Origin of the sequence: Sphingopyxis sp. P1IMeth2 (genome assembly GCF_900185685.1) — a bacterium.
Taxonomy (GTDB): Bacteria; Pseudomonadota; Alphaproteobacteria; order Sphingomonadales; family Sphingomonadaceae; genus Sphingopyxis; species Sphingopyxis terrae_A.
The window spans coordinates 669,772-694,639 of sequence record NZ_FYAT01000001.1; the positions used below are offsets into that span (position 1 = coordinate 669,772).

General features: G+C 64.0%; 21 protein-coding genes, 1 tRNA gene and 1 other annotated feature. Of the genes, 11 read left to right on the forward strand and 11 right to left on the reverse strand.

The features are described from left to right. Positions 1–105: 105 nt before the first annotated feature. Positions 106–1,314 (reverse strand): CaiB/BaiF CoA-transferase family protein, encoded by a 1,209-nt coding sequence (locus P1IM2_RS03115; RefSeq protein ID WP_313906781.1) that lies wholly within the window; start codon positions 1,312–1,314, stop codon positions 106–108. A 94-nt stretch (positions 1,315–1,408) separates the two neighbouring features. Between P1IM2_RS03115 and P1IM2_RS03120 the strand changes: the two genes are divergently transcribed. From P1IM2_RS03120 to P1IM2_RS03135, 4 genes are all read left to right on the forward strand, one after another. Beyond that, complete coding sequence (locus P1IM2_RS03120; RefSeq protein WP_062901284.1) at positions 1,409–2,587, forward strand: iron-containing alcohol dehydrogenase; 1,179 nt, start codon at positions 1,409–1,411, stop codon at positions 2,585–2,587. Between the two features lie 47 nt (positions 2,588–2,634). Then, positions 2,635–4,269 carry an AMP-binding protein gene (locus P1IM2_RS03125; protein WP_186401656.1) on the forward strand — a complete coding sequence of 545 codons (1,635 nt, stop codon included), beginning with the start codon at positions 2,635–2,637 and terminating at the stop codon, positions 4,267–4,269. Between the two features lie 103 nt (positions 4,270–4,372). Then, positions 4,373–6,334 carry a flavin-containing monooxygenase gene (locus tag P1IM2_RS03130; RefSeq protein WP_062901286.1) on the forward strand — a complete coding sequence of 654 codons (1,962 nt, stop codon included), beginning with the start codon at positions 4,373–4,375 and terminating at the stop codon, positions 6,332–6,334. Between the two features lie 21 nt (positions 6,335–6,355). Beyond that, positions 6,356–7,330, forward strand: a complete 975-nt coding sequence (locus tag P1IM2_RS03135) for an NADPH:quinone oxidoreductase family protein (RefSeq protein WP_186401401.1) — start codon at positions 6,356–6,358, stop codon at positions 7,328–7,330. 4 nt (positions 7,331–7,334) lie between these two features. Here the strand turns inward: P1IM2_RS03135 and P1IM2_RS03140 are convergent, their stop codons facing one another. The 5 genes from P1IM2_RS03140 to P1IM2_RS03160 form a co-directional block, all read right to left on the reverse strand. Further along, the gene (locus P1IM2_RS03140; RefSeq protein WP_186401402.1) at positions 7,335–8,567 is read right to left on the reverse strand and encodes a cytochrome P450; all 1,233 of its coding nucleotides are present in this window, start codon (positions 8,565–8,567) and stop codon (positions 7,335–7,337) included. Between the two features lie 13 nt (positions 8,568–8,580). Continuing rightward, a complete protein-coding gene (locus P1IM2_RS03145) occupies positions 8,581–9,474 on the reverse strand; it encodes an MBL fold metallo-hydrolase (RefSeq protein WP_186401403.1) in 894 nt (297 codons plus the stop codon). Between the two features lie 15 nt (positions 9,475–9,489). After that, a complete protein-coding gene (locus P1IM2_RS03150) occupies positions 9,490–11,772 on the reverse strand; it encodes a TonB-dependent receptor (RefSeq protein WP_062901290.1) in 2,283 nt (760 codons plus the stop codon). Between the two features lie 119 nt (positions 11,773–11,891). Then, entirely contained in the window at positions 11,892–12,509 is a 618-nt protein-coding gene (locus P1IM2_RS03155) for a TetR/AcrR family transcriptional regulator (protein WP_062903053.1), read from the reverse strand. A 458-nt stretch (positions 12,510–12,967) separates the two neighbouring features. Continuing rightward, on the reverse strand, positions 12,968–14,050 hold the full coding sequence (locus P1IM2_RS03160) for a helix-turn-helix transcriptional regulator (protein ID WP_186401404.1): 1,083 nt from the start codon (positions 14,048–14,050) through the stop codon (positions 12,968–12,970). A gap of 354 nt (positions 14,051–14,404) precedes the next feature. Here P1IM2_RS03160 and P1IM2_RS03165 point away from each other — a divergent pair, with 354 nt between their 5' ends. The 7 genes from P1IM2_RS03165 (at position 14,405) to P1IM2_RS03195 (ending at position 20,047) form a co-directional block, all read left to right on the forward strand. Beyond that, positions 14,405–14,734 carry an ArsR/SmtB family transcription factor gene (locus P1IM2_RS03165; protein WP_062901292.1) on the forward strand — a complete coding sequence of 110 codons (330 nt, stop codon included), beginning with the start codon at positions 14,405–14,407 and terminating at the stop codon, positions 14,732–14,734. A gap of 13 nt (positions 14,735–14,747) precedes the next feature. Continuing rightward, a complete protein-coding gene (arsC, locus tag P1IM2_RS03170; protein ID WP_186401405.1) occupies positions 14,748–15,176 on the forward strand; it encodes an arsenate reductase (glutaredoxin) in 429 nt (142 codons plus the stop codon). Between the two features lie 12 nt (positions 15,177–15,188). Next, positions 15,189–16,238, forward strand: a complete 1,050-nt coding sequence (arsB, locus tag P1IM2_RS03175) for an ACR3 family arsenite efflux transporter (protein ID WP_409574526.1) — start codon at positions 15,189–15,191, stop codon at positions 16,236–16,238. An 8-nt stretch (positions 16,239–16,246) separates the two neighbouring features. Further along, a complete protein-coding gene (gene arsH / locus P1IM2_RS03180) occupies positions 16,247–17,002 on the forward strand; it encodes an arsenical resistance protein ArsH (RefSeq protein WP_186401407.1) in 756 nt (251 codons plus the stop codon). A 219-nt stretch (positions 17,003–17,221) separates the two neighbouring features. Next, on the forward strand, positions 17,222–17,803 hold the full coding sequence (locus P1IM2_RS03185; protein ID WP_222102989.1) for a cytochrome b/b6 domain-containing protein: 582 nt from the start codon (positions 17,222–17,224) through the stop codon (positions 17,801–17,803). Positions 17,804–17,812: 9 nt separating this feature from the next. Then, positions 17,813–18,307, forward strand: a complete 495-nt coding sequence (locus tag P1IM2_RS03190; protein WP_186401409.1) for a helix-turn-helix transcriptional regulator — start codon at positions 17,813–17,815, stop codon at positions 18,305–18,307. 127 nt (positions 18,308–18,434) lie between these two features. Beyond that, positions 18,435–18,490: a sequence feature (sul1 is cis-regulatory element that is thought to sense ions involved in sulfur or methionine metabolism; They are found in Alphaproteobacteria), on the forward strand. Positions 18,491–18,550: 60 nt separating this feature from the next. Further along, entirely contained in the window at positions 18,551–20,047 is a 1,497-nt protein-coding gene (locus tag P1IM2_RS03195) for a SulP family inorganic anion transporter (RefSeq protein ID WP_186401410.1), read from the forward strand. Between the two features lie 102 nt (positions 20,048–20,149). On the opposite strand, the gene P1IM2_RS03200 is transcribed toward P1IM2_RS03195, so the two are convergent. The 5 genes from P1IM2_RS03200 to P1IM2_RS03220 form a co-directional block, all read right to left on the reverse strand. Then, entirely contained in the window at positions 20,150–20,461 is a 312-nt protein-coding gene (locus P1IM2_RS03200; RefSeq protein WP_222102990.1) for a hypothetical protein, read from the reverse strand. A 382-nt stretch (positions 20,462–20,843) separates the two neighbouring features. Continuing rightward, positions 20,844–20,919: transfer RNA gene (locus P1IM2_RS03205), tRNA-Glu, on the reverse strand. 91 nt (positions 20,920–21,010) lie between these two features. Beyond that, positions 21,011–22,780: a single-stranded-DNA-specific exonuclease RecJ gene (recJ, locus tag P1IM2_RS03210; protein WP_186401412.1), complete on the reverse strand. Its 1,770-nt coding sequence runs from the start codon at positions 22,778–22,780 to the stop codon at positions 21,011–21,013. Next, positions 22,777–24,318, reverse strand: a complete 1,542-nt coding sequence (locus tag P1IM2_RS03215; protein ID WP_186401413.1) for a PH domain-containing protein — start codon at positions 24,316–24,318, stop codon at positions 22,777–22,779. The genes recJ and P1IM2_RS03215 overlap by 4 nt, the downstream gene beginning before the upstream one ends. Further along, positions 24,315–24,845: a PH domain-containing protein gene (locus P1IM2_RS03220; protein ID WP_186401414.1), complete on the reverse strand. Its 531-nt coding sequence runs from the start codon at positions 24,843–24,845 to the stop codon at positions 24,315–24,317. Before P1IM2_RS03220 ends, P1IM2_RS03215 begins: the two co-directional genes overlap by 4 nt. Positions 24,846–24,868 lie beyond the last annotated feature (23 nt).

A 24,868-nucleotide genomic window follows, 5' to 3' on the forward strand; every position in this document is an offset into this window, starting at 1 on the left:
CGAAACCACTTGGATCGCAACAATGCTCATCTGAGCGCTGAATGCCTGTCGGCAGAAGGAGCTCGGCGGAGATCAAGTTTCCGGCGGCCGCTGAAATCCGCGCAGCTATTCTATGATGGACTTTTGCTGCAGCGATCGGATTTCATTTTCGCTGACAGCCCAGTCGATCAGGCTGCCGGGCAAATCGGGCCTCGAAACCACGGGGCTTGGTGACCGGAGGATGGACCGCGAAAATCGCGGCGCGGGTGCCGGTTGCAATGAGCGGCCCGAATGAACATGCGCTTCACGCGCGCGATTCGCGGGATGATCGGCCGCCTCGTCAAAGGTCAGCACTGGCGAGACGCAGGCATCGAGCCGATCGAAAATTGCGCACCATTCGCGGTGCGAACGCGAGCGGAATATCGGCTCGATCCGGCGCGTGCGGTCGGGCCAGACGTCGGGGTTGAGATAGTCGGGAAAATCCCCGGGGTCGAGACCAAGCCCCGCCAGAAACGCATCATGGAACTCGCGCTCGAGCGCGCCTACAGCCATGTGCCGGCCATCGGCGGCTTCATAGCAGCGATAGAAATAGGCGCTTCCGTCGAGAAGATTGCCGGTGCGCTCCCGCTTCCAAAGGCCCATCTGCATCCAGCCCGCCATCTGGGTCAGCAGAACCGAAATACCGTCGACCATCGCCACGTCGAGAATCTGGCCCTTGCCCGAGCGCTGCCGCTCGACCAGCGCAGCGAGCACCCCCATGGCGAGGAATGTGCCGCCGCCGCCAAAGTTACCGACCAGATTGAGCGGCGGCGTCGGCGGCGCGTCACTCGGCCCGATAGGATAGAGGGCGCCGGCGAGCGCGAGATAGTTGATGTCATGTCCTGCGCGCGACGCCAGAGGGCCGGCCTGCCCCCACCCGCTCATGCGCGCATAAATCAGACGCGGATTGGCTTCGCAGAGTATTTCGGGACCGAGTCCGAGCCGTTCCATCGCGCCCGGTCGATACCCTTCGATAAGAACGTCTGCCTTCATTGCCAGTTCGCGAACGAGATTGTGTCCTTCGGGCGATTTCAAATCGACCGCCACCGAGGGGCGGTTGCGATAAAGAAAGTCGAACTGCGGATCGCCGCCAAGCGGACGCCCGGCGCCGAAGCGTTCAATGCGCAGGATGTCGGCGCCCAGATCGGCGAGCAGCATGGCGCCAAAAGGCGTCGGGCCAAGCCCGGAAAATTCCAGAATCCGAATACCGGCAGCCGGCGGCGCAGAGCCATTTTCTTTTTCTATCATAGGTTTGTCATCCGTCTCCCTTGGCGGGCTCGCCGCCCATATTCCCATCAGTTGAAAAATATACTAGCCAGTATACGCTTCTCCTGTCACTATCTGATTCACCAGACCGGCGCAGACCGGACGATCAGAGGAGAGCGAGATCATGTCTAAGATCACCCCGAGCGAATTGCGCTTCACCCGGACCGAGCGGGTTACCATGGGCGTCCCCACGGCTGAGGCGATTGCCGACCAGGCCGCCAAGATGGGGTGCAACAAGGTTTTTCTGCTGGCATCGGCGACGCTGCGCGAACAAACCGGCGAAATCGGCTTGATCGAGGCGGCGCTTGGCGACCGTCATGCCGCAACCTTCAGCGGGGTCGCGCCGCACGCGCCGCGCAGCGATGTCCTCAACGCCGCCGATGCCGCGCGCGCCGCGGGTGCCGACCTGATTGTCTCGGTCGGCGGAGGTTCAGTCACCGACAGTGCAAAGATCGTCGCCCTGCTGATCAAGCATGATGTGCGAAGCGTCGAGGCGTTCGAACCGCTGCGCACCTTTGTCACCGATGCAGGCGAGGTGATCAACCCGATCACGATCGGTCCCGATATTCCGGTCATCTGCGTGCCGACCACGCTTTCCGGCGGAGAGTTCAACGCGCTGTCGGGCGCCACCGACGAGGTCACCCAGCACAAGCAGGGCTATGAGCACCGCAACATGGCGCCCGTCATGGTCGTTCTCGATCCCGCCATCACGCGCCACACGCCCGAATGGCTCTGGCTCTCGACCGGCGTCCGTTCGGTAGACCATGCGGTCGAGACCTTGTCCTCCTACCAGTCGAACGACTTTGCCGACGGTCTTGCCGAAAGCGCCCTGCGACTGCTTGTCGAGGGGCTGCCGCGCGTGAAGGCGGATCCGGGCGATCTCGAAGGCCGCCTGAAATGCCAGATCGGCGCATGGCAGTCGATGATCAGCATCATCGGCGGCGTTCCAATGGGCGCAAGCCACGCAATTGGCCATATTCTGGGCGGCACCTGCGATGTCCCGCACGGATATACCTCCTGCGTGATGTCGCCTTATGTCCTGGCGTGGAACGCCGAGCATGATGCAAGCCGTCAGGCGCGCACGCTCGCGGTGCTCGGGGGCGAGCATGCGAGCGCTTCGGCAGCGCTCGATGCCTTCATCGCGGGGCTGGGAATGCCGCGGAGGCTGAGCGAGGTGGGGGTAGACGAAAGCCGCTTCCAGCAGGTCGCCGAATATACGCTTCTCGACATCTGGGGCCGCACCAATCCCCGGCCGGTCACCTCGGCCGCCGACATCCTCGAAATCCTTCGGCGCGCCGCCTGACGATGGCCGGAGCCGGGACGATAGCCAAGGAAGACAGAGGGGTGACTATGCCGGACGCCGCGCGAGCGAGAGACTTTCAGGATCCGCGCATTCCCAATCGCGACGAATGCGTGCTGCGCTACCTGCTCGACCGCTGGGCGGCCGAGCGGCCCGACAAGGCGCATATCGTCTTTCCGGACGGGTCCGAATGGAGCTTTGCCGACATCCACGCCCGAGTTCGCGCCAAGGCCGCCGGCCTGCGCGCGCTCGGCGTCAAGCAGGGCGATCATGTGGCGGTGTGGCTGCCAAATGGGCCCGACGCGCTTTTGGCCTTTTATGCGATCAACTACCTCGGCGCCGTCTTCGTGCCTTTCAACACCGCTTATCGGGGCGGCTTGCTCGAGCATGTGCTTGCCAACGCGTCGGCGCGGCTTCTGCTGGTTCACCCCGATCTTGTACCGCGTCTCGCCGAAGTCGATCTTGGCGGTCTCGAACGTCTTGTTGTCACGACGGCCGGCACCGCGGCGCAAGCCCCTCTTCCGGTGGTGCGTTACGACAATGTGGAAGGCGACCCCTCGGACGGGTTGCCGCTCGAACGACCGATCGAACCCTGGGACATCCAGTCGATCATCTACACGTCGGGCACGACGGGTCCCTCGAAGGGCGTCCTGTCGTCCTATCTTCACATGTTCTCGAATGCCGGACCCGAAAGCTGGCCGATGGTGGGCGAGGACGACCGCTATATGTGTGTCGCGCCGATCTTTCACATCGGCGGGATGGGGCCGCCGTTCGTCATGCTCGCGCGCGGCGCTTCGGTCGCGCTGATCGACAATTTTTCGACCGACGAATTCTGGGCAGTTGCAAAGCGAACCGGCGCCACCGTCGTCTTTCTGCTCGGCGTCATGGCCACATTCCTGCTCAAGGCGCCTCCGGCCGCGCAGGACCGCGACCACGGGGTCAAGAAGGCCTTCATGGTGCCGTTGACCGGCGATGCGCCCGCCTTCACCGAGAGGTTCGGAATCGATATCTACACGATCTTCAACATGACCGAGATTTCCTCGCCGATCGTGTCGGAAGCCAATCCGGCGAAGGTCGGCACCTGCGGGCGGGTGCGCCCGGGGGTCGAGGTCCGCCTCGTCGACGGCGATGATTGCGAGGTCGCCATCGGGGAGATCGGCGAGATGCTCGTCCGCACCGACCGGCCCTGGGCGATGAACAGCGGCTATAATGCGAACCCCGAGGCGACCGCGGCGGCGTGGCGCAACGGCTGGTTTCACACCGGCGACGCCTTTCGCCGTGACGAGGATGGCTATTATTATTTTGTCGACCGGGTCAAAGACGCGATCCGGCGCCGGGGCGAGAATATCTCGTCCTTCGAAGTCGAGGCCGAAGTCTGCCGCCACCCCGACGTTCGCGAGGCGGCTGCTATCGCCGTGCCGAGCGAATATTCCGAGGATGAGGTGATGGTCATTGTCGCACCGGTGCCCGGCCGGTCGATTGACTGCCGCGCGCTCGCGCAATTCCTGATCGAAGCCATGCCCTATTTCATGGTCCCGCGCTATTTTCGCGTGTTGGACGAACTGCCGAAGACGCCGTCGGCAAAAGTGTTGAAGACCGATCTGCGGCGCGAGGGCGTCACGCACGACACCTGGGATCGCGAGGCGGCCGGTCTGCGGGTTCGCCGCGAATCCTTCTCGCCATGATCCTTCCGGCCTCCGCATCGCGCGCGGGGCACCGCCCTCGCTTCACCGGCGTCGTAGCCGGCGCACGCGCCCGTTTTTCCGCTTTTTTCAGGATATTTGTCAGATGACCCAACCGATAACCGACCGGCCGATCGCTGCGGACCGGATCGACTGGCCGCTTTTGGAATCGGGGGTGGAGCAGGCAAATATCCCTGCCCTGCTGATGCTGCTTCACCAGATGACCGGCGAGGAAAAGTGGCTCGAAGATCCCTATCGGCCGGCACGCGCACCGGGCCTCGATGACAATGACAGCGGCCAGCTGCCCGAGGACATCCAGCGCGAGGTGCGCGAAGCCGCACGGCTGGCAATCAAGGCCTGGCTGACGGGCACGCCGCTCGCCCTGCCGCGGCCCGACAATGCGCATCTCGCCAGGATGCTGAGCGTGGCAATGACCGAGCATGTTCCCGAGGAATATGGCGATATCGTCGCCGCCGGGATGCTGTACGCGCCGACGCCGCGTGCGATACCACCCTTGCTCAAGACCAAGTCGGCGATCGTGATCGGAGGCGGAATCTCTGGCATTTGCGCCGGGATCGAGCTTCAGCGGCTGGGCATCGATTATGTGCTGTTCGAGAAGAACGAGGATTTCGGCGGCACCTGGTTCGAGAATCGCTACCCGGGATGCGGGGTCGATACGCCTTCGCTGACCTATACATTCTCATGTCGGCCCAACGACTGGTCGAAATATTTCCCGCTGCGCGACGAGATCGAGAATTATCTTCTCGAAACCGCGCGCGAATATGGGCTGGCAGCGCACGCACAGTTCAATTCGAAGGTCGAGTCGGCGCGGTGGATCGACGACGCGCAGCAGTGGGAGGTCGTGGTCTCGAAGCCCGATGGCAGCACGGCCGCGCATCGCGCGGACTATCTCTTCAGCGCGGTGGGCATTCTCAACATCCCCCAATATCCGAGCATCGAAGGTCTCGACGGCTTTGAGGGCGAAGTGATCCACACCAGCCGCTGGCCGCAAGGCGCCGATCTTTCGGGCAAGCGGGTCGCGGTGATCGGCAATGGCGCATCGGGCATGCAGGTTGCTCCGGCGATTGCCGACGAGGTGCGTTCGCTCACCCTTTTTGCGCGGTCGAAACAATGGGCGGCGCCGTTTCCGCAGTTCCGCAAATCGGTTCCCGACGGCGTGCGCTATCTGATGCAGGCCGTGCCGCTCTATCGGGCCTGGCTCGAACAGCGTCTGTCGTGGACGTTCAATGACCGCGTCCATGGCACGCTTCGACGCGATCCCGGCTGGCCGCACCCCGAACGCGCGGTCAATGCGATCAACGATGGTCACCGCCGCCATTTCACCCGCTACGTCGAAGAGCAGCTGGCCGAGCGGCCCGACCTGATAGCGGATGTGCTTCCCGACTATCCGCCCTTCGCGAAGCGGATGCTGCTCGACAACGGCTGGTATCGCACGCTCCTCAAGCCCAATGTCCAGCTGATTCCCGAACATCTGGCGCGGGTGGAGGGGAATCGATTGATCTCGTCGTCGGGGATCGAGGTCGAAGCCGACGTCATCATTCTTGCGACCGGATTCCAGACCACCCGCGTTCTCGGCTCCTATGAGGTGATCGGACGGAACGGCGCGTTGCTGCGCGACATCTGGGGCGAAGATGACGCCGCTGCCTATCTCGGGACACTGGTGCCGGGCTTTCCCAATCTGTTCATTCTGCTCGGTCCCAATGTCGGTTCGGGCCATGGCGGCAGCATGATCCGCAACATCGAAAACCAGATGCATTTTGCGGGCGAGGTCGTTCTTGCAAGCGCCGCCCGCGGGGCCGCAACGGTCGAGGTGAAGGATGAGGTTTATCAGGACTATCGGCGGCAGATCGACGAAGCGCATGAGAAGCTCGTGTGGACGCATCCTGGGACCGAGAACTGGTACCGAAACGCGAAGGGCCGCGTGATTGCAATCACGCCGTGGCGTAACGATGCCTTCTGGCGCATGACCCGCTCGCCCAATGCGGACGACCTGGCTTTCGGGCGGCAGGACAGCGACGGGCTCGATGCCCGCGCCGAAGCCGGTTAGGCGGCGGCGAGGCCAAAACCGATGAAAGTCTTTCAAGGCCGCCGCCTCGGCGCGATCGAGGATTTCGCGATTGAGGAGCGGGCCAGCCTCCCGCCGGGTCCCGGTCAAATCCGCGTCCATGTCGAAGCGACCGCGCTCGGTTTTGTCGATGCACTCGTGATGCGCGGCCTTTACCAGGTGCAGCCCTCGTTGCCCTTCATTCCGGGAGGCGAGATTGTCGGTCGCATCGAGGCGGTGGGCGATGATGTCGAGGGCTTTACGGAAGGCCAGCGCATCGCGAGCTGGCAATTCGGCGGCGGGCTTGCCGAACAGGCGATCGTCAGCGCCGCAAGCAGCGTGGCGGTGCCCGATGCCCTTGATGCCGCAGGCGCTTCGGCACTTATCCTCGACTTCCTGACGGCCTATTACGGGCTTTTCGATCGCGGCCAATATGAAGCAGGCCAGTCGCTGCTCGTGACCGGAGCATCGGGCGGGGTGGGATCGGCGGCGGTCCAGCTCGCCTATGCCAGCGGCGGCCGCGTCGCCGCCCTGGCCTCGGGAGACGCCAAGATACGCCATGTTGCGGGCCTCGGCGCCGAGCTGGTGCTCGACTATCGCAATCCCGACTGGCGCGCCGACCTCAAGACCCGCTATCCCGGCGGGATCGATCGCGTGTTCGATCCGGTCGGCGGCGCGCTGTTCGAGCCCTGCTTCCGCTCGCTCGCCAAACATGGCCGGCACCTGGTCGTCGGCTTCGCGTCGGGTGACGGAATCCCGCAGCTTCCTGCCAATCTGCCGCTGCTCAAGTCGGGCGAACTGGCGGGCGTGGATGCGCGCTATCTTGGCGAAAGCGATCCGGCGCGGGTGCGGACGATCCTCGCCATCATCTTCCGCCTTGCCGAGTGCGGCCGGATCCGGCCCGTCATCGATCAGCGCTTCGCGCTGTCCGACGCCCCCGCCGCGCTACGCGCTCTCGCGTCGGGTACGCGGATCGGAAAGATCATCGTCACGCCCTGACGCGTCACCACTGCGCGCGAAGCGCGCTCATGCCACGGAACAGAAATCCCTCGCGCCATGCCGGCGCGTCGACGTCGACGGTCAGCCCCGGCAGGCGCGTCGCCAGCCTTTCGAAGGCGATCCGGCCCTCGAGCCGGGCCAGTTCGGCGCCGACGCAAAAATGAATGCCGCCGCCAAAGCTGAGGTGCCGAGCCGCATTGCCGCGACCGATATCGAAGCGGTCGGGATCGTCGAACAGCCGCGGATCACGGTTTCCGGCGCCGATGAGGGTGAGAACCTTCTCGCCCTGCGCGATCGACTGTCCGCGGATTTCGGTTGCTCGCAGTGCGGTGCGATAGGTTGCAATGAGCGAGCTTTCGTAGCGCAGCACTTCATCGACCACGCCTGCAGCAAGGGTTTCCGGTTCGCCGACAAGACGCCGCCATTGATCGGGAAAGCGGCTGAAGCAGAGCAGGCCGTTGCCGATCATGTGCGCGGTCGTCTCAAAGCCAGCCCCGAACAGGCCGATGGCGACGGTGACCAGTTCATCGTGCGAAAGCGCATCCTCGGCACCTCCGGCCTGGACTAGCGCGGTGGCGAGATCGTCCCTGGGCGCCGCCTTTCGCTCGTCGAACAGCGTCTCGAAAAATTGCTGCAGCACGGCGATCTGCCTATTCGCGGTTGCCAGTTCCGCGTCGGTGAGCGCGCGCGCTTCAAAGACGATGAAGCTTTGCGCAATGGCATCGATTACCGTCTTGAGACGGGCATCTTCGGGATCAATGCCGAGCATGTCGCACATGACGCGGACCGGAAGTTCATAAGCGAAGCGCGCGATCAGATCGCCTTCACGGTCGGCGGCGAAATCGTCGATCAAGCGATCGGTGATTTCACGAATCCGCGGCTCCATGGCGCGAACCCGCCGTGCGGTCAGCGCCCCCGTCACCTGTCCGCGCACGCGCGTGTGATGCGGCGGGTCCTGCATCAGAAACACCTCGGACAGCCATTTATAGCCTCGCTGTCCCATCACATCGAAATCCGGGCCATAGAAAAGGCGAATATTCTCGACAAAATCGCCCTGCCCGAACGCCTCGCGGTTCATCAGGACCGAGCGTATGTCGTCGTAACGGCTGACCACCCAATAGCCATGCGCGGACCGGTGAATCGGATCCTGCTCGCGAAGCCGGGCAAAGGCGTCGTAGGGATCGGCCTTCAGCGACGCATCGCCGGGCGAAAAGGGCGGCAAGGGAAGCTCGGTCATCGCAGCGCCTCGGTCAATGCGATGCAAAACGCGGCCGATATGACCCGTCATCGGCGCGCGCCACGAACAACGAATGAGGGGCCCCGAAATGCGCGGGGACGATGCGCGCTCCCCTGGCGCTCGCGCGCTCGAGCAGATGCCGCCGGCTCGCGGCCGCCTGCACCCTGTCCTCGCAATAGAGACTGTTCCAATCGGGGCGCAGCACCTGCATCGGGTGATGCAATATGTCGCCGGTGAAGAGTGCAACCTGACCTTGATCCTCGACTTCGAGGACCATGTGACCGGGCGTGTGCCCCGGAAAGGTCCAGGCGCGCATCCCGGGGGCGATCTCGGCGCCATCGTCGATCAGTTCGGCGAGGCCCGCGTCGATGATCGGCAGGACGCTGTCCTCGAAGACATTAGCGTTGACCCCGGCACCGGCGAGGGTCGCGTAAAGTGGCTTTTCGGGATTCCAGGCCGCTTCGTCCGCGCGCGGGAAATAGTAGCGCGCGTTGGGGAAGGTCGGCAGCCAGCTGTCCTCGCGCCATTCGGTGTTCCACCCCACATGGTCGATGTGAAGATGCGTGCAGAAGACCTTGTCGATATCGCTTGCTGCGAACCCTGCCGCCTCCAACTCCGCAAGAAATGGCGTCGCGAGATTGCCGAAGATCGGAATGCCGGGACGATCCTTGCCGTTGCCCGCGCCGGTATCGACGATGATCCGCTCGGTTCCGGTATCGATGAGCCAGCTTTGCAGATAGCCGTAGATCATCCCGTCACGAAAGAAGGCGGGCTCGAAACCCGCCGCCTGGGCGGCGAAGGCAGCGTCCTCATATTCCGCGAAGAGTGCCTCGGGCGGACTGAAGCCGCCCTGCCACTCCTCGAGACGGAAGACACGGTAGCGGCCGATATTGAACGCTGCCTCCATGCCGCAATACTCCAATCAGAAATCGACCCCGAGCGTCACGCCGTAGGTCCGCGGCGGCCGCAGTGATCCCACCGACACAAAGCTGTAGAGCGGCGCGGAGATGATCGTATTGGCGAGCGCATATTTGTCGGTCAGATTCTTGCCCCACAGCGCGAGCGACCAGCGTTCGTCGGGCGACCGGTAGGTAATGCTCGCATTGACCAGCGCGAACGCCTGCTGCCGCGCGTCGCGGTTGTTGAATTCGGTGAAGAAGACCTCGTCCTGCAGATTGACGTCGGCGGAGAGGTCGAGGAAGCCGGCGCTGCCGAGCTGGAAACGCTGGTCGGCAAAGGCCGCGACCGTAAATTTGGGCGCGTTCGACAAGCGGTTGCCCGACAGATCGACGAGGGCCGGGTCGGTCGGACAGGCCGGATACTGCGGCCTGCCGGGACTGCCCGCCCCATAATAGCCGTTGCAGAATTCCTTGTATTTCGCGTTGAGATAGGTGCCGTAGACCCGGATCGTGGTGTTCTCTCCGGGACGGAAATTGGCTTCCAGCTCGACCCCGTAGTTGCGCGCCGACGCGGCGTTGATCGTCTCGACGATGCTGTTGGCGTTGACGAAACCGACCTGCAGATTGCTGTAATCATAATAGAAGACGGCACCGGCGAAGCCGAATTTGCGGTCGGCGGTTTCCCCGCGGAAGCCCGCCTCGTAGCTCCAGACATATTCGGGGTCGATGACCGAGTTGATGCTGCCGATGTTGACGACACCCGATTTGAAGCCGCGCGTGACCTTACCGTAAAAAAGCGTGCCGCCCGGGGTGCGATATTCGATCGCGAACTTGGGCGTGATCGCATCCCAGCTGCCGCTCTTGTCGGTCGGGATATCGAGGCCCTGCGCCTCGAAGGTGAAACGCCCCACCCCGCTGCGCTTTTCCCAATTATAGCGAGCGCCGGCCGTCAGCGTCAGGTCGGGCAGCAGCTCGTATGACGCTTCGAGATAGGCGCCCGCCGCCTTGGTCTTGACGGTGCCGCGCTGGAGATAATTGCCGTTGTCGAACTGGTCGGCAGGCAAACTGGTGCCTAGAACGATGTTGAAATAGGATGCCAGGTTGACGGTCGGCACGCGAACCTCGCCGAACAGACGTTCATCGAAATAGGTTGCGCCGCCCAGGAGCGACAAGCCGCCGGTCTTGTAGGTGAAATTGACCTCCTGGCTGAACGACTTGCTGTCCTCGGTATAGTTGTTCTGACCGAAGGCATTGATATCGCTGACGTCGAGATCGTCGCGATTGAAGCGCTTGAACTTGCGGTAGGCGGTGGTGGAAACCACCGAGAGATCGCCCGAATCCCACGTCAAAATGCCCTGAACGCTCGATCCGTCGCGCTTGTTGACCGCGTCTTCGTCGGAGTAGATGTTGCGCAGGTTGGGCTTTTCGCCGCGCGCCGCATAATAGTCGAAGATCGTTTTGCCGCCGAGAAGCGACGACGCCAGCCCCGCCTCGGGAACCACGGTCGGACCGAAATAGTGGAAGGCATAATTATTGTCGTCCTCCTTGAAATGATCGGCGACGATCAGCAGGTCAAGGTTCGAGGAGAATTTTGCGAGCAGCGATCCGCGAATGGCATAGGCATCGCGGTCATCGACAGGATTGCCGGTGAACAAGTTGGTGCCGTAGCCGTCGCGCTTTTCATATTTGCCCGCGACGCGAAACATCAGATTTTCGCCGGTGATCGGTCCCCCCAGCGCGCCTTCGAGCGTCCGCGCGTCATAATTGCCGTAAGAGGCACGGGCATAGCCGCCGAATTGGGAGGTCGGCCGCGCGGTGACGATATTGATGACGCCGCCGGTCGCGCCGCGGCCATATGTCGTGCCTTGCGGTCCGCGCAGCACTTCGATCTGCTGAACGTCGTAGAAGCCGCTGAGCTGCGCCGCCGGGCGGCTGATCATCGCGCCATTCTGCAGGAAGGCCACGGCGCCGTCGGCGCCAAGGTCGATGCTGGTGAGGCCGATGCCGCGAATGAAGGTGCGGTTGACGCCGAATTGATCGCCGACCGAGACATTGGGCACCGCCGAGGCGAGATCGCCGGCGTCTTCGATGCCGCCCGCGCCGACGTCGCCGGCACCGAGAACCGAAATCGAGCCCCCTGTATCTTCCAGCGACTTGCCGGACTTGGTTGCCGTTACGATGATGGCACCATCCTCGCCGGCCTCGGTGCCGCTATCGCGCGCGGTCTCTTGGGCGAACGCCGGCGCTGCGACGGCAATCGAAGCCGTGGCAGCCGCCGACAGCAGTAGCTTGACCTTGAAATTCATATCGCCTCTCCCTGATATACCGGGCTTATAATTATCTACCCGTCAGTATTTGATTATCTGTTTGGGCCAATCGGGTATCGAAACCCGCTCCGTTTTCCGCCTGTGTCAGATTCCCTTTGCTATTCCGCGCCCGCCAGCCGCAGCGCGGCCTCGACCAGATATTCGATGACCTCGTCAGCGGTGCGTTGGCCGGTCGGCGAATACCATGTCGGGATCCAGCTGATGAGGCCGCCAATCCAGACCGCGATGAACGGATCTATGTCGGCGCGGAATTCGCCGCTTGCGACGCCTTCGCGGATCATCGTGCCGATCTGGTGATCGAAGCTGTGCCGCAGCCGGAGGATGCGCTTGTAATCATCAGCGGAGAGATGCTTCATCTCACGCTGATAGACGACGACATATTCCTGCCGGTCGATGACAATCCGCCCGACCTTGCGAACCACTTCGGCAAGCTTTGCACGGTGGCTCTCATGCTGATGCGCCAGCACATCCTCGAGCACCGCGAGGGCCTCGCTGATGCCGACCTCGCAGATCGCCGCAAGGATCGCTTCCTTGTTCCGGAAATAGGAATAGAGAAAGGGCTTGGTGACGCTGAGCTGGTTGGCGACATTGTCGAGGGTGCAGCTGCTGTAGCCGCGCTCGTAAAAAAGATGGCTCGCAGCCTCGACGATGCGGTTGACCTTGAAGGCAACAAACTCGGATTTGAGCGAGGCACCGGGGGCGCGCGGATTGATCATGGAATCACTGGACACGGCCACCGTCATAGCATCGACCCAAGGCAGTCGGATAGTGACACCAAAATCTCCCTCCGCGGTGCCATTCTGTCGATGGCGAGCCGTTGGGATAACTATGCCGCAAAAATTATATACCTGCTAGTAGTTTTTACATGATGTCGGTATTTTTGCGGAACTGCGACGAAAACGCCGCCGGGGTCACCATGGGGGCAGTCGCGAAAAGCGCTGCCGCCGCGACCAGCCGGGCTGCGAATGATGTGGTCAGCCGATTAAGCCCCGCACCCGTTGCCTTGACCTTTTGCCGATCGGGCGGGTTCTGGCGGCGGTGCGCCTGGCCCGATGGGTCAAGCGCACCGCCCGCTGACGACTGTGGGTCGCAGATCGCCGTCAGCGATTGCGAATAGAGCCCAAGCCTGCATGCGGTTCATCCTCCAGATGGAGGATGGGACGGAGTTTTTCGACTAGTTCGGAGCGGTTGCACCGAGCCGGGCCAGCAGCCCGGCAAGGTCGGACTGCCGTGACGCGCCCGTTTTCTCGAGCACACTGCGAATTTGGCTGCGCACCGTGCTGATGGCGACAGAGCCCGACGCCGCAATTGCTTCGGGCGTTTCGCCGCGGGCGATACCACTGGCGACGCGGGCTTCCGATGGCGTCAGGTCAAAAAGCGACTTCATCAGTGTTGCCGAAGGCACGCGATCCGAAGCGACCGGCACCATCATCAGCAAGGCATAGGAATCCCCAAAAACATCGTGCGCACCGCGCTGAACCGGGATCAGATGCGCGACCTGCCGGGGCATTCCCGCCGCGTCGCGTACCGGAAACGATCGCGCGCTGATGGCGGGTGCCGAGGTCAGTGATGCCAGGGCGTCGTCGAGGAGCGCATCTGCCTGCCTGTCCGCCAGTCGCAGGCGGCCGTGGGCACCCAATATCACAAGCGGTGACACATCGGTGCCAAGCGGGCTCATCTCGACAACTTCACCGCCTGCGCGCAGGAGAAAGGCAGGCAGGTGCATCGCGGTCAGCGCCTCGGCGGCGCCCTGCGCGCGCTGGTGCTGCATACGCGCGCTCACGAGCGCGCTGCGCGCCAGATGCGGGCGCAGCAGATTGAGCCGTGCCACGCTTTCGGCCGCCACCGGGCCTTCAGAAAAGGCGCGCTCGACGCTGAACACAATATTGTCGCCGGTCGGCACCTGGACCCCGGTTCCCGCCGACCATCCCAGCCCGCGCGGACGGAAAAAATCGCGATACACCGGATCGGCATCGATTTCCGCGTCGCTCCAGAAATCATGCTCGACGAAAAAGGAGGGTTCCTCGCGGCCCATCAGGCAAACGCGCCGGCTGCATTTGCCGAACCATCCTTCCTCCACATAGGCCGCAAAGACGTCGGCTACTCGCTGGGAAGCGGTCCAGTTCAGGGCCTTGCGCGCCGAGAAGAGAAGCCCACCCGCCGAACCCGCGAGCGCTGCCACCTCGTCGAGAACCGCCGGCCATGCCTCCGGGACCACCGAGCATTCGTAAATCCGATCGACAAGTCCGTCTTGCATTCTTGATCCCCGCGGGCAGATGGAGGCATTGTCGTCACCTTGGTCCAAATGGCAAGTGTAAGGAGCGCAGCCCGTAAAACGCATCTGTCCAACCCGGTTGAGGCTTTACACGGCGGCCGGCTCTCCCAAGCAAAGATTGTCGGGCATGTGCCTGAAGCCACACGTAGCGCCGGATATTTGACGGCCTGAGAGTTGCCATCCGCGCGTTAGGGTAAACTCATCTTGGCACATAGATGCCGTGAGCGGGAGCCATCCACCTCATCTGCTTCGGGCACCGAAACGAAAGTGATATTAACGCATCGGGAATTTGCGATTGTTATTGCCAGATGGAAATCCATCGGGTAATTTCGATGAATGACCACTGACGCAGCCCTGCTGGCGCTCGCCGCGCTCGCGCATCCGACCCGGCTCAATGCCTTCCGTCTGCTTGTGCGATACGAGCCCGAAGGTCTCTCGACAGGACAGCTCGTCAAACATTCTGGACTGACGCAGAGCACCTTCTCGACGCATCTCGCTGTGCTCGCCAAGGCTGGACTCGTGCAGTCGGAGAAGCGCGGACGCAACATCATCCAGCGCGCCGAGATTGATGCCCTTCGCGGCCTGATGCTTTTCCTCGCCAAGGATTGCTGTGAGGGGCGCGCCGAACTCTGTGAACCGCTGCTCGCCGAACTCGCCTGCTGCTGATCGGGATTGAGCCGTGGCCGACATTATCATCTATCACAATCCCGACTGCGGCACCTCACGCAACACGCTTGGTCTCATCCGCAACGCGGGGATCGAACCGCATATCGTCGAATATCTGCAGTCGCCGCCCACGCGTAGGCTGCTCGAACAGTTGATCGCTCGCGCTGGGATAGCACCGCGAGACCTCCTGCGGCAGAAAGGCACGCCTTACGTCCAGCTCGGCCTCGACGATCCCGGGCTCAGCGATGCGGAACTCATCGACGCGATGATGGCGCATCCCATTCTGATCAACCGTCCGCTCGTCGTATCACCCCTCGGTGTGAGGCTCTGCCGCCCTTCCGAAGCCGTGCTCGACATCCTTCCGGCGAGGCAGCTTGGCGCCTTCGCCAAGGAGGACGGCGAGCAGGTGGTCGACGACGCCGGCAACCGCATCGGCGACTGATCGATGCCGCAGATCAAAGGCGAACGCCTGTCGTTCCTCGACCGCTATCTGACGCTCTGGATATTCCTGGCGATGGCCTTGGGGGTGCTTCTCGGAACCATCTTCGAGGGCCTCCCAAGCGCGATCGAGGCGCTGTCGATCGGCACGACCAACATCCCGATCGCGCTCGGCCTGATCCTGATGATGTATCCGCCGCTCGCCCGCGTGCGCTATAGCGAGCTTCCGCGCGTGTTCGACGACCGACGCGTGCTTGCGATCTCGCTCGTCCAGAACTGGATCATCGGCCCTGCGCTGATGTTCGGGCTCGCCATTCTCTTTCTTGCGGACCGACCCGAATATATGACCGGCCTGATCCTGATCGGGCTTGCGCGCTGCATCGCGATGGTCATCGTCTGGAACCAGCTCGCGAAAGGCGACAATCAATATGTCGCGGCGCTCGTCGCCTTCAACTCGATCTTCCAGATTCTCTTCTTCAGCGTCTATGCCTGGTTCTTCCTCACCATCCTGCCGCCGCTGTTCGGGCTTGAAGGCAGCGTCATCGACGTGAGCTTCTGGACCATCGCTAAAGCGGTTCTCATCTATCTCGGCATTCCCTTTTTCGCCGGATATCTGACGCGCCATATCCTTGCGAAGGCAAAGGGCAACGATTGGTACGAGACACGCTTCCTGCCGCGGATCGCTCCGATCACGCTCGCCGCGCTGCTATTCACCATCGTCGCGATGTTCAGCCTCAAGGGCGGCGAGATCGTCAGCATTCCCGCCGACGTTGTTCGCATCGCGATCCCGCTTACGATTTACTTCGTCATCCAGTTCCTGATCAGCTTCTGGATGGGTAAACTCATCGACGCCGATTACCCGCGCACGACCGCGGTCGCCTTCACCGCCGCAGGCAATAATTTCGAACTCGCGATTGCCGTCTCGATTGCTGCCTTCGGCCTCGCCTCGCCCGTCGCCTTCGCAGCAGTTATCGGCCCGCTCGTCGAGGTCCCCGTCCTCATCCTCCTCGTCGGTGTGGCGTTTCGCCTCGGCCGCCGCTGGTTCCCCGCAACCACCCCACGGTAGACTAGCTCATGTCAGACCAAAACTTCGCGCGCCTGCGCGCACTCGTCGACCCCGACCACTTTCCGGCGCTCAGGCCCCAATATCTGCGCGCACAACCGGCGCTCGGTCTCGGCCCGCTCGATCCCGCGCCGCGCATTTTGCTGCTCTACGGCAGCTTGCGGGAACGCTCCTACTCCCGTCTCGTCGTCGAAGAGAGCGCGCGGCTGCTCCAGCTGTTCGGCTGCGAAACGCGGATCTTCGATCCCTCCGACCTTCCGCTTCCTGACCAGATCGCAGATGATGATCATCCGGCGGTCGAGGAGCTTCGCCAGCATTCGCTCTGGTCCGAAGGCCAGGTCTGGTGCAGCCCCGAACGCCATGGTCAGATCACCGGGATCATGAAGGCGCAGATCGATCACCTGCCGCTCGCTTATAAGGGACTCCGCCCGACGCAGGGCCGCACGCTCGCGGTGATGCAGGTCTCGGCGGGATCGCAATCGTTCAACAGCGTCAACACGCTGCGCATCCTTGGCCGCTGGATGCGGATGATCACCATTCCCAACCAGTCGAGCGTCGCGAAGGCCTATCAGGAGTTTGATGAGGCGGGCCGGATGCTGCCATCGAGCTATTATGACCGGATTGTCGATGTCGCCGAGGAGCTGGTGCGCTTCACCGTGCTCACGCGCGGCCATGCCGACCAGCTCGTCGACCGCTACTCGGAGCGGAAGGACCGGAACGAACCCGTCGTCACGCCAGCAGAGCTCGCGGGAATTCCGGGCACATAATGTTCGCAAAGCGCGCCCGGCAACTTGCGCAACGGTGCTCCTGGCGTAAGCAGATGCTTAAATCCGCGAGCATAAGCATCTGACCGATGGCCCGGCGGCGTCAGCCATGATCGGATCCTTCGAGCAACGAAGGAAAAGAGCATGCCACACGCGCAACAATTCGAACCCGAAGAATTTTCCCCAGCCCCCGCTCGCTCGCGTCGCAGCTGGGATCCCGTCGTGAAAATCACCCATTGGTCGATTGTCACCGCAATCATCGCCAATGCGCTGGTTACCGAAGAAGGATCGGGGGCGCACATCTGGGTGGGCTATGCGCTGGCCGCGGTCTTCGCGCTGCGCCTGCTGTGGGGTTTGATAGGTCCGGCCGAAGCTCGCTTTTCGGCTTTCCCGCCGAGCTTGCGCCGGGCGCTGGGGCATCTGCGCGATATAAGGGTCGGCCGAAAGGAGACCCATCGCTCGCACAATCCGCTTGGCGCGTTGATGGTCTACGCCATCTGGTGCGTGCTCGGCCTCATCATCGCCAGCGGAATAGCGATGGCAGGCCCACCTTCGGGCGCGCTCCCCGGCTCTGCGGATCAGGCGGGCGAGGTCAGCCGCCATTTGGTCGCCGAACAGGACGACGATGAGGACGATGACGAGGTGAAAGGCGCGGAGGGTAGCGAAAGCATGTGGGAAGAAGTGCATGAGACCAGCGTCAACCTGCTCTATATTCTGATTGCCCTGCATATCGCCGGAACAGTCTTCGAGACGCGCCGCAGCGGCCGGGAAATCCTGTTGGCCATGTTGCCCGGACGCGCGTAGACCGTGACCATGCGGGAAAGACGAAGAGCGCTGGAACGCCGGGCAGTCGCCATCACCTTCCTTGTGGCGCTGCAGACGCTCGCGACGATCTTCTTCGTCGCCGACGTCGCAGGCGACATCGCCGCGGATGGATGGAGCATGCACCTGTTCGTTGAATCCTGCGCAACCGCCGCCCTGCTCGCTGGCGTGGTCTTCGGCACGCTGCAGCTGCGCTGGCTGGTTGTTCGCGCAAGGCTTGACGAAGCTGCGGTCGCAACCGCGCGCGGCGCGATGTCAGATCTCGTCCGGCAGCGGTTCCTCGACTGGCAGTTGACCGGTGCCGAGGCCGATGTCGCGCTCTTCGCACTGAAGGGCTTCGATGCCGCAGAGATCGCATGCCTCCGCGGCGCGGCGTCGGGGACGATCCGGGCGCAGCTTGCGAGCATCTATGCAAAGGCCGGTGTCCATTCGCAGGTCGGCCTGATGTCCACGATGGTCGAAGATCTGGTCGAAGCCCCCAATTAGCGCCGGTCCAGCACCCGGCAGGGACTGGCCGGCTGGAGAGGGTCGGCTTTTATGATGCCAGGCACGAAAGCGAACAAAGCGATCGCTTGCAAACGAGCACGGCATCAGGATAGAGGGCCGCCATTCGCAAGGACCCGGTGCAACTCCGGGTGGCTATTCCGGCCGCCGATCCGCCGGACAACATCGCACATGCAAATATGATCGCGTCCGCCCGGGCGCCATGTGTCTTGATGTGAGCTTTTCATGTTCAACGGATTTACCGCTTACCGCCAGCAATGGTTCGCCGGCGCCGCGACCGCACGTGCCGACATCCTTGCCGGCATTGTCGTCGCACTCGCACTGATTCCCGAGGCGATCGGCTTTTCGATAATCGCCGGGGTCGATCCGCGCGTCGGCCTTTATGCATCGATCGCGATCGCGATCGTCATCTCCTTTACCGGAGGGCGGCCAGGGATGATTTCGGCGGCGACCGCCGCGGTGGCCGTCCTCGTCATTCCGCTCGTCCGCGAACATGGCGTCGAATATCTTTTCGCAGCGACGATCCTGATGGGGCTCATCCAGATTATCGCCGGATTGCTGCGGCTCGACCTCGTCATGCAGTTCGTATCGCGCTCGGTGATCACCGGGTTCGTCAACGCGCTCGCCATCCTCATCTTCATGGCACAGCTGCCGCAGCTTATCGATGTGACGTGGCAGGCTTATGCGATGGTCGCGGGCGGGCTTGCCATCATCTACCTGCTCCCACTGCTGACGAAGGCCGTTCCCTCGCCGCTTGTCGCCATCCTGATCCTGTCGGCAATCAGCATTGGGTTCGGCCTGCCGGTGAACACGGTCGGCGACATGGGCAAGCTTCCGGAAGGTCTTCCGAACATCGTCCTGCCCGATGTACCGCTGACTTTGGAAACGCTACGGATCATCCTGCCCTATTCGCTGACGATGGCCGCAGTCGGCCTGCTCGAATCGCTGCTGACGGCGCAGATCGTCGACGACATGACGCACAGTGATAGCGACAAGCGCCGCGAATGCGCCGGACAAGGCACCGCCAACATCGCCGCCGCCTTCGTCGGCGGGATGGGCGGCTGCGCAATGATTGGTCAGTCCGTCATCAACGTGACCTCGGGCGGGCGGACCCGTCTTTCGACCTTCACCGCCGGCGCCACGCTCCTGATGTTGCTCGCCTTGCTCGGCCCCTATGTCGGCCGCATGCCGATGCCCGCGCTGGTCGCGGTGATGATCATGGTGTCGATCGGCACCTTCAGCTGGAACTCGATCGCGAACCTGCGCCGCCATCCGCCGACCTCGTCGATCGTGATGGTGACAACCGTCGTGGTGGTCGTCGCGACGCACGACCTCTCCTTGGGCGTGCTCGCGGGTGTGCTGCTGTCGGGGATATTCTTTGCCGCAAAAGTGCAGCGGATGTTCGAGGTGCGGCGCGAGGCCAGTGATGACGCGAGCCGCACTACCTATTTCGTGACTGGGCAGATTTTCTTCGCCTCGGTCGACCGCTTCACACGGAGCTTCCAGATTGATGAGGCCGCACCCGACATCCTCATCGACGTGTCGGCTGCACATTTCTGGGACATCTCGGGTGTCGGCGCGCTCGACAAGATCATCGCGCGCCTGCGCCGCGAAGGCCGCACGGTGGAAGTCGTCGGTTACAATCGCGCCAGCGCCGACATCGTCGACAAGTTCGCGCTGCACGATAAAACGGGGTTCGAACTCGGTGCCGTACCTCATTGAAGAGCGGCCGGTCGGGAAGAGCCGCTTCCACGACGGGCCCTTATTGAAGCGGACATACGCTGTCGCGATGCTGCAACCATTACCTATCACAACACGTCCCGGTTAGCATTGCTCGTGCGCCGTAAGCGCGACCGTCCATGCACGCCTGGAGACAGCTGCGACCAGGACAGCGACCGGCTTCGCGACCAGGACCGGAGCGATATAGACAGCGATCGGGATCGCCTGCGCGACAATGACTGAACCGGCGACCGGAACCGCGACTGGCTGAACGCGTCGCAGGCCATGGACGACGAGCTTGCGCGCTTCAGCCTGCTGACAGGCGCCGAGCGCGCGCAACTCCGTGACGAGATGCGCGCAAGAACCCTCGAGGAGCGAGCGCGCATTCGCGCCCGTCATCGACAGACGATCGGGCACCGCGCGCGCGATGGGTATCGCTGCGCCGCTTGGCGTCGGCGGTGGCGCTGGGACCGGCGATGGAAGCCGCTCGGGCTGCATGAGGCATTCGCGGCAAGCCTTTCGGCAGGACTTCCGCTCAAATTCACCATTTGCGATCGCCGGCTTTCATTCTCCATCGCGAGGATCGGCGGTGCCAGGGCTCATTTTGTAGAGTTGGCCGCAAGCGAAGGCGCTTTGCAACGGCGGGGGAATGCTGCGGCGGAGGCAAAAGATGCCGCTGCGCGGATCGCGCCAGAGTCCTTTCGGATCCGTGATTGTTCGTCCTTTGTGTACGCGTCTGGTGTATCCACCGAGCCACTCACGAACATAAAACCGAGACTTCGGCGCCCTTCCGGCGATTTGGTGACCCCTACGGGACTCGAACCCGTGTTTTCGCCGTGAAAGGGCGACGTCCTAGACCGCTAGACGAAGGGGCCGTCGTTCGGTGAAGCGGCGCCTTAGACGGGCCCGTCGGTGCGGTCAAGCCGTGGTGGCGGCGCGTGCGCAAAAATATTGCGCCGCGCTGTTTCATTCAGCCCAGGCGGCGTCCTCAAGATGAAGTTCGGCGGCGGGGCGACTGCCCCAATCGTCGCGCTTTGCGCGCCCCGCCAGCCACAGTTTGCGCGAACCGCGCGCATGGAGCAGCGTCTGGCCGAGTTCGGTTTCGGCGGCGCGAAAGGCGATCGCCTTGAACCGCGCGCCATCGTCGCCCGCGACGATCAGCCGCAGATGGTCGGTGCCGACCACCCCCGATTCGACGATTCGCACTGGCCCGGTGGCGACGCGCGGCGCGGGCCAGCCGGCGCCGTAAGGGCCGGCGCTCTCGATCGCTTCGCACCACAAGGGATTGATCCCGCGCGGCGCGAGCACAGCGTCGATCAGCAGCGACCTGTCCCCGCTCGCCCGCTCGACATCGGCGGCCAGCCGCTCGTTCAGAAAGGCGCCGAGCGCATCGATCCGCGCGCGCTCGACCGTCAGCCCCGCGGCCATCGCATGTCCGCCGCCCGCGACGAGCAGCCCCGTCTCCTTGGCGGCCAGAATAGCGGCTCCCAGATCGACGCCCGAGATCGAGCGTCCCGATCCCTTGCCGACGCCATCCTCGTCGAACGCGATGACGATCGCCGGGCGGTGCAGCTTCTCCTTGAGCCGCCCCGCGACGATACCGATAACGCCGGGATGCCAGCCGTCGCCCGCAACGATCGCCACCGGCGCGTTCGCGGTTGCGCCGCTCGCCTCGATCGCGGCGTCGAGCACCGCCGCCTCGATCGCGCGGCGCTCTTCGTTGAGCTGGCAAAGCTCCTGCGCGATGTCCGCGGCTTCCTGCGGGTCGCCGGTGGTCAGCAACCGGACGCCGAGGTCGGATTTTCCGACGCGCCCGCCGGCGTTGATGCGCGGCCCCAACGCAAAGCCCATGTCGCTCGCCGTCGGGGGCTTGGTCAGCCGCGCCGCGTCCATCAGCGCCGCCATGCCGATATTGCCGCGCCGCGCCATCACCTTCAGCCCCTGCGTGACGAGCGCGCGGTTGAAACCGGTGAGCCGCGCGACATCAGCGACGGTGCCGAGCGCGACGAGGTCGAGCAGCTCGATCAGCTGCGGTTCGGGGCGGCTGCCGAAGAAACCGCGCGCGCGCAGCGTACGGAGCAGCGCCGCGCCGAGCAGGAAGGCGACGCCGACCGCGGCGAGATTGCCGTGCGCGGCCGCATCGGGCGCTTCGTCGAGGCGGTTGGGATTCACCACGGCAAAAGCCTGCGGCAGCGTGGTCGCGCATTGGTGATGGTCGACGACGATCACCTCGACCCCCGCGGCTTTCGCCTCGGCGATCGCGTCGAACGCCTGCGCGCCGCAATCGACGGTGACGACGAGCCGCGACCCCGCCGCGCCGATCCGCACCAGCGCGGCACCCGAGGGGCCATAGCCTTCCATCAGCCGGTCGGGGATATAAGCGCCCACCGGCACGTCGAGCGCGCGAAGCAGGCGGACGAGCAGCGCCGCCGATGTCGCGCCATCGACGTCATAATCGCCGAAGATGGTTACCGCCTCGCGCGCCTCGACCGCATCGGCGAGCCGCGCCGCGGCGGCATCCATGTCGCGGAACAGCGAGGGGTCGGGCATGAAACCGCGCAGGGTCGGAACGCGCTGGCGGTCGAGGTCGTCGCGCGCGACGCCGCGCGCGAGCAGCAATTGGGTGACGAGATCGTCGGGGGCAAGGCTTTCGCCGCCCATTTCGGCGCTGGTGCGGCGCCAATGCCACGGCTGGCCGAGGATCGAGCGAGTGATACCGAGGGCGGCCGTAGTCATGCCGCCGTTCCTGCCTGGAGGATGCGCGCGCGTAAATCCCGCGCGGCGGCGAGCGGGATGGCGGGGATTTCATGCGCGCCGAGCGCGCTGCCGCCGGGCACGCCAAACACGAGGGTTGCAAGGCCGAGCGGCCGGAGGAGGAAATCGGTCTTGATATCGACGCTCTGCACCGACGCGTGCGGCAGCAGCGTCGTCTTCGGCTTCCACCAGCCGCGGCGAATTACCACCATCTCGCCAAGGTCGGTCCACAGATGAAAGCGCGTCGCGAACAGCGCCCCGGCCGCGAGCAGGGGAGCAGCGATCAGGCCGAGCCAGCCGACCGCATTGCCCAGAATCAGCGCGATGGTTCCGCCGGTGGCCGCCGCGACCGCGCCGATCACCGGACCGATGGCAATGATGCGGTGGCTGTGTTTCCACGTCTGGCCGGGGCCCGGGCGCGGCATTGCAACCTCGGCGAGCACCCGGTCGATCTCGGCGAGTCGGCCGAAGGGGACGACCTGATGGTCGGGTTCCTTCGCACCGTCGCTCGCCAGGCTTTGCAGGCGCAGTTCGTGCCAGCCGAAGCGCTGTCGCAGCCAGCCGGTGACGAGGATCGCCGCCTGCACGCGCTTGACCGGCATCGCCACGTCGGTGCGCGTCGTCAGCCCGCGCGTGCGGCGCAGCGCACGCGGTTCGCGCACGAGACGAAAGCCCCAGTTGGCGAAGACCATCATCGCGATCCCGCTCGCAAAGCCGATGACGAGCAGCGACAGGAGCGCGCCGATACCGGCGACCCAGCGATGCGCGAGCACCCAATTGTCGAGGCCATAGCCTTCGGCCAGATCGACCCAGTCGACGGGGTTGAAGACGTTGAAATCGAACGGCAGCAGATTGTCGAACAGCTGCATCGACGCGCCGACAACCGCGAGCGCGGCGAGCGAGAAGTTGAACAGGCCCGCGACGAGCAGCCGGCGCGGATCCATTGCGAAGAGCAGCCGGTCCTCCGCGGCATCGCCGCCGCCTTCGGTTACGGCGCCCGAGGGATCGGAAACCTGCGTGCCGGCGGCATCGCTGCGCCAGGCGCGGATCGCGCCGCGCAGCGCCTGCGCTTCGTCGAACCCGATGGCGTCGAGATCGCCGTCGCCTTCCTTGCCGCCGCCCGCGCCGGTTTCGAAATCGACCTTGGCGATGCCCAGCGCGCGCGCGATCAGCCCCTGTTCGATACTGACGTCCTGGATGCGGTCGAAGGGGATGGTGCGGTGCTGGCGCGCGAACACGCCGCTCTCGATCACCACCGCATCATCGGTCACGGCATAGCGGAAGCGCAGCCAGGCAGCGATCGCGACGAGCAGCGACAGCAGCAGAAAGGCGAGCAGCGCGGGAACGACATAGGCCCATTTGCCCGCAAAGCCGATCGCCGCCAGCGCGGGCAGAAAATTGAGCGAACGCGGGCCGAGCTTGACGATCGCCAGCGCCAGCGTCGCTGCGTGCAGGCGCTGCCAGTCGGGTTGGACATCGACCGCCCGCGCGGGCGCCGCGGCAGGTTCGCCCTCGCTCATGCGAAGTCGGTCTGGATGTGGTGGCGGATCGTCTCACGCATCGCCGCCGCCAGATCGGACCGCAGGCCGGGCAGCGTCACCGTGCTGTTGTGCGTCCCCGAGGTATGGACGACAAGGTGCGACAGGCCGAACCAGCGCTCGATCGGCCCCTGCCCGACGTCGATGTGCTGGACGCGCACGAAGGGGACGATGGTGTCGGTGCGGAACATCCAGCCGCGCGCGACGCGTAATTGCCCCGCGCCAATGTGGTAGCCCCACCGCTGCATCCGGCGCGACGGCAGCATGACGATGACGAGGAGCGCGACCAGCCAGGCCAGCGCGGTGAGCAGGCCGACCGGGCCGCCGATGCTGCGGATCAGCAGCGCATCGGCGACGCTCGCGCCGATCGCCAGCGGGATGGCGTTGAGCGCCGCGGCAATGCGCATAACATGGCGATAGGCGGGATCGACCGGGTCGAGCCCCTCCACCGCGTTGAGCGCATCGGGTGCGAAGGGGTCGATGGGCGGCGCGGCGTCGGTATCGGTCATTGCCCTTCGTTAAGCGCAGCGCC